The sequence below is a fragment of the Sphingomonas sp. 28-62-20 genome (assembly GCF_002281505.1).
Genome location: NZ_NCGH01000015.1, coordinates 63,097 through 69,353, shown reverse-complemented (window position 1 = coordinate 69,353; position 6,257 = coordinate 63,097). Strand labels below are relative to the sequence as shown.

Here is a 6,257-nt window from a genome sequence, read left to right as displayed (position 1 = left end):
CGGGGCGGCAGGCGTTGTCACCCAGACCGGCGTGCTGACCGCAGCCTCGGCGGACTTCCAGGGCGGCACCAGCTATACGCTGACCGGCGCCAACAGCATCGGCAGCGTCACCGCGAGCACCGGCACACTGAGCCTGACCAACAACCGCGCGACGAGTACGCTGGGCGCGGTCACCACGACGGGTGCGCTGACGCTCTCGACAACGGGCGCCATCTCGCAGACTGCGGCCTTGTCGGCGACCGCACTGACGCTCAACGGCACGGGCGGCGCGTATACGCTGGCCAATACGGGCAACAGCTTCACCACGCTTGATGCGAACACCGGCTCGATCAACCTGTTCAACGCAGCGGCGGCAACCAGCTTCGGGACGGTCACCACGACCGGCGCGTTCGCGTTCAACACCGGGGCGGCAGGCGTTGTCACCCAGACCGGCATACTGAGCGCAGCCTCGGCTGATCTCCAGGGCGGCACCAGCTATACGCTCAACAACGCCAACAGCATTGGCAGCGTCACCGCGAGCACCGGCACACTGAGCCTGACCAACAACCGCGCGACGAGTACGCTGGGCGCGGTCACCACCACCGGCGCGCTGACGGTCAACGCACTCGCGACTGGATCTACCCTTAGCGTTGCGGGCTCGGTATCGACCGGCGGCGCGACGTCGCTGACAGCGGGCACCGGCGGTCTTGCGCTGAACGCTGGCGTGACCACCAACGGCAATGCGTTGACGCTCTCCTCGGCGGGCGCGGTCACGCAGGCGGCGGCGTTCACGACGGGTGGCCTTACCCTGACTGGTGGCGGGACGTTTGCGCTGGGTAGCGCGAACAATGTGCTGACGACGCTGACGACCGGCAGCACGGGCAATGCGGCCAGCATTGATCTTCGCAATACCGGTTCCTCGACAACGGTGAATGCTGTCACAACGACTGGCGGGTTGAGCGTCAATGCCGCTTCTCCCGGCGCAGGCTTGACCGTGGCGGGTGCCGTCTCCGTCGGCGGCACATCGCAGCTCACAACGCCTGGTGCGGTGACGATCGCCAGCACGGGTAGCCTTGCCGCTTCGGCCGGGCTGACTCTTGCTGCGGGGACCGATTTCATCAATCAGGCGGGCGCGGGTGCGATTACCACCAGCAATGGCGCGCGCTGGCTGATTTATTCGCAGGCACCGCAGACCAATAGCTTTGGCGGCTTGGTCAGCGGCAATCAGGCGGCCTATGGCGTCAATTTCACCAGCACGCCGCCCGGATCGGTTGCGCTGGCCGGTAACCGCTACCTGTTCGCCACCAGCCCGACCGTGACCGTTACCGCTTTGGCCGCGAGCAAGGTTTATGGCGATACACTGGATGCCCGCTCGACCCGGCCATTCTCTGTATCCGGGATTGTGGATGCGGGGTTGTTTGGCAATGTCTTTACCCAGGACGTTCTGGCGGGCACGCCCGCTTTCGCCTCGCTTGGTGACGCGATGCGCGCGCGGGTCGGCAATTACACGACCACGATCGGCCTTGGATCGCTAACCGGGCTGCTGGGCTATAGCTTCAACTTTGTGAATGGTGTGCTCACTGTCACGCCAAAGGCATTGACCGCGACTTTGGTGGGCGGCGTTACCAAAACCTATGATGGCACCACGACCGCGACCTTGGCGGCGAGCAACTATGTCGTCAGCGGCATTGTTAGCGGCCCGGTCAATAATGTGGTCACCACTGACGACGTCGTTCTCAACAACCCCGTCACGGGTGCGTATGATAATCGTAACGTCGGCACGGCGAAAACGGTGACCGTCAACGGCCTGGCCATTTCGGGCGCCGACGCTGCCAATTACACCATCAATACCAGCGCAAGTGCCGCGATTGGGCAGATCAATCCCAAGGCGCTGGTCGCGTCGCTCATCGGCAGCGTCAGCAAAACCTATGATGGCACCACGACCGCGACCTTGGCGGCGAACAACTATACCGTCAGCGGCATCATCAGCGGTGAAACGGTGCTGCTCAACAATCCGACGACCGGGCTGTTCGACACCCGCAATGCCGGTAGCAACAAGACCGTAACGGTGAACGGCTTGGCGCTTTCCGGCGTGGATTCGAGCAATTACATCGTCAATACCAGCACCAGCGCTGCCGTTGGCCGGATCGACCAAAAGGCGCTGACGGTCGCGCTGACGGGCACCGCCGCCAAGACCTTTGATGGCACCACAACAGCGACGCTGGCCACCAATAATTATGCGCTCAGCGGCGCGATTACGGGCGACACTGTTTCGACCAACGCGCCAACCGCCGGCGTATATGACAACAGAAACGCCGGGACCGGCAAGATTGTCACGGTCACTGGGCTGACACCCATCGGCACCGATGCCGGCAATTACAGCGTCAGCAGCACGGTGAGCGGTGCGATTGGCCGGATTGATACACGAGCGATCACCGCATCGCTGATTGGCACGGTTAGCCGTGTTGCCAATGGATCGACCGCCGCCGTAATAGCGCCCGAGAATTTCAGCCTGTCGGGCTTTGTTGCTGGCGAAGGCGCGCGCGTTAACCAGACCGTGGCTGAATATGCAACGGCCCTCGCCGGGACCAACCTGACGGTTACGGCGGTGCTGGCCAACCCCAATTTCGATGCGAATGCCGGAACGCTACTGAGCAACTATTCGCTGCCCGTCGGGCCGGTTTCCGGTCCGATCGGGGTGCTGACCACGCAATCGACCGCCGCCCAGGTGACCGCGATCGTCGCTACTGTCACGGTTGTGCCACCGCCGCCGCCGCCGCCACCGACCGCGGCACCAGCACCAGCACCGGCACCGGCGCCAGCTCCTGCACCGGCCCCGGCACCCGCGCCGGCCCCAGCGCCTGCGCCTGCCCCGGCAGCAGATGTCCCAGCTTCGGGTGGTGGCGGTGCCGCGCCAGCATCGGGCGGTGCCCCAGCGCCAGCACCGGTCCAATCGTCGCCGCCGTCGCCCGTGCCAACGGAGAAACCACCGACGCCCAAGGACGCGGCTGACGCGGGCGATCCCGTGCTGGCATCGGTTAATGCACCAGCGCCTGAATCGGTACCGACTAATGCTGTGGCGCAATCGGTCGTTTCTACGCCCGTTGCGGGCGGATTGTTGTCGTCGCAACGGCAGCTGCCGCCGCGGACTGACGACGTCCCCGGTTTGGACGATGGTTTCTCAGGATCAGGTAATTTTATCTAATGTCACGCTTGAAACACATTGCCCCCCTGATCCTGGCCATGGCGATCCTGATGCCGCGCCCAGTCGCGGCAGCCGGTCCGGTCGCCGATACTACGACAGCAGTCGGCAAGACGCTGAATGGTGAGCCCTGCACAACCAAGGTGAGCAAAGGGGTCGCCGGCGAACCAGGCCTAGCGCCACCGCGATTGCTGACTTGCGCACAGAATAATGAAGGGTCGGTGATCGAAACGCAGGTGGCTGGCGTTGTCGTCCCTGGCGATGATCAGGCCAGCCGCGCCGATATCGAAAAGCGTTTTCTGCAGAGCGTCATCTATACGGGCCTGCTCCGCCGCATGACGTGCAAGGCCCCCACCTGGATCAGCGGCGGCGTCACGGGTGGCGCACCGTTGATGGCCATTCCCTGCGCCTTGCGCGAGGGCGAATGGCCACAGCTCGTGCTGGTGCGGATCGATCCCAATTTGTTTACCATCGCCGATGCGACGCCTGCAGCCTTGCCGGCGCTGTTTACCGTCCTGAAATCGCCAAAGGCAGGCGATCCTGCCGCTGATCAGCGCACCCTGATCAACCAAATCTGGGGTCGCGCCATTGCGCTAAGCAGTGCAAGCGATCGCGCCCGGCTGACCGAGTTGATCCGCGCGGGCCGGACCGCCAACAGCATTGGCCGGTTCGGGGACGCTGAGGTTGCTTTTCGTGAGGCACTTGAACTTGAGACCGATACGCTGAAGGCCAATGACCAGCTGGTCGCGGCCACCTTGCTCGATCTGGCGCTGAATGTGGGTAATCAGGGTCGCGCGGAGGAAGCAACAGGGCTGTTCCGCCGCGCATCACCCTTGCTGCAAAAGTCGACTGATCCGGTCCGGCGCGCGCGGCTTGCCACCTATCTCGCCATGAATGCCGCCAATGCCGCTGACTATAAGCAGGCGCTGCCCCTGTCGCGCGATGCCGCCGAAGCATGGCGCAAGCTTGCCGAAGAGCGCGAGGAGCAGGCAGGGGGCCCGGCTGCGTCGCCCATCGATAAGGGCGATGCCGTTGTCAGCATCGAACAGGGCGAACTGGCCAATGCCCTGAATGTTCAGGCGCTGATGGAACTGCGGTCGGACAATTTGATTCAAGCCTATGCGGCCGCATCCGAGGCGCTCCAGATTCTGAACAAGTCGGGCAAGCTGCCACGCTGGTGGAAGGCTGATACGCTTGTCGTGCTGGGCGAGGTCAGCATTGGCCAAGGGCGCTTGTCAGCGGCTGAAACCTATTTCAATGCCGCGATCGCGCTTCGTCGCCAGATTTTTGGGGATGGTGCGCCAACTATCCGCGCTATGGCCGCGCTTGCCCGCGCCTATCAAAGCGAAAGCGTCAGCACCTCGGCGATCATTACCTATCGCGAGATTTTCAAGCTTGCGCGCACGCTGCCGACAACCAGCGGCATCTTTACATCGCAAATGCTGATCCCGTTTGCCGCATCGATCGTCGATGTTGGCGAAACATTGACCGATCCGGTCCAGAAGCGTGGCCTGTATGCCGAAGCATTTGATGCGTTCCAGCTGGTGCAGTCGCCGCTGGTCGACAAGACGATTGCACAGGCGGCAGCGCGGCTTTCGACCAAGGATCCTGAAATCGGCAAGTTGATCAGCCAATTGCAGGATGCACAGCGCGATGCCGATTTCGCCCGCGTAAAGCTATCCCACCAGCAATCGCTGTCAGATGGCGAACGCAGCAGCGAAACTGAAGCGGCCTTGAAGGCGCAGATTGCCAGCGATCTTGCGGCAATCATCACCACCCGGGCAACGCTGGCGACCAAATATCCTGATTATGATAAGTTTGCGACGCCCCCGGCGGTCAATCTCGATCAGCTTCGGGCTTCGCTGCGCCCGGGCGAAGGCGTGCTGTCTTTCCTGATTGGCCGTGAGCTTTCATTTTCGCAGCTGGTCACCCGCGACGGCGTGGTTGTCGCGCGCGTGCCGGTGGGCGCGGAGGAACTCCGCAGCGCGGTAACCTCCATCCGGCGCGCACTGGAGATTCAGGGCGGGGCAATCAACGAATTCAACCTGGAAGAAGCCAATCAACTGCATGATTTGCTGCTCGGTGGGTTGAAAGATCAGCTTGCGACCGTTGATCAACTGATCGTCGTCCCGGCAGGGCCGCTCAGCAATCTGCCGTTTAGCTTGCTGGTCGCAACGCCACCCGGCGATGCGGGCTATGCCAAAGCCAATTGGCTGGTCCGGACCAAAACAATTTCCTACACGCCGTCATTGCAAGCGTTCACTGCCTTGCGTCGCACCCAATCCCGGCCGGCGCCGCGCCAGGCGTTGCTCGCTTTTGGTAATCCAGCACTGGTTGGCCATGTCGCCAAGGCGGGCGAGGTGTCCCCCTTTGCAGCACTTGCCAATAATTGTCGGCAAGGCGGGCCGATGCCGGCCGGGCTGCTCCGGGCGCTGGAGCCGCTGCCTGATACGGCGCGCGAGCTGAATGTGGTTGCCGCCTCGCTCGGCGCCGCCACCGATAGCCTTTATCTGGGCGGTAACGCTACCGAGGCCAATCTCCGTAAACAGGCACTCGATGACTATCATGTGTTGTATTTCGCAACCCATGGTCTGCTTCCTGGCGAATTGCGCTGCCAGGCAGAGCCGGGGCTCGTTCTCTCGCCGCCGCCCGGGGCACAACAAACCGAAACATCGCTCGACGGCCTGCTTGAATCGAGCGAAATTGCCAGTCTGCGGTTGAATGCTGATCTGGTTGTTCTATCCGCCTGCAACACGGCCGCCAGCGATGGCCGCTTTGGTGGTGGTGATGCGCTATCGGGGCTGGCCGAAGCATTTTTTCACGCCGGCGCGCGGAACATGCTGGTTACCCATTGGCAGGTGCCATCGGCAGCGACGGCTGAGTTAATGTCAGGGTTGTTCACTTCGTTACGCGAAAGCAATGGTGGTAGCGTAGGCGTAGCACTAAGGCAGGCCCAGAACGGCCTGTTCGCAAAGGAAGCCACCGCCCATCCGTTTTTCTGGGCAGCGTTTGTCGTTATCGGCGATGGCATGGGTTTGCCACCGCTGAGCACACCATTAATTGCAGGGAGGTAATT

The 6,257-nt window shown here is 62.6% G+C and carries 2 protein-coding genes; both read left to right on the top strand.

All coding sequences use genetic code 11. From position 1 onward, the window contains the following. The coding region (locus B7Y43_RS13550) for a beta strand repeat-containing protein (protein WP_374132189.1) at window positions 1-3,184 on the top strand (3,184 nt) is incomplete at its 5' end. A gap of 50 nt (window positions 3,185-3,234) precedes the next feature. Continuing rightward, on the top strand, window positions 3,235-6,255 hold the full coding sequence (locus B7Y43_RS13545) for a CHAT domain-containing protein (protein ID WP_374132188.1): 3,021 nt from the start codon (window positions 3,235-3,237) through the stop codon (window positions 6,253-6,255). Window positions 6,256-6,257: the final 2 nt, after the last annotated feature.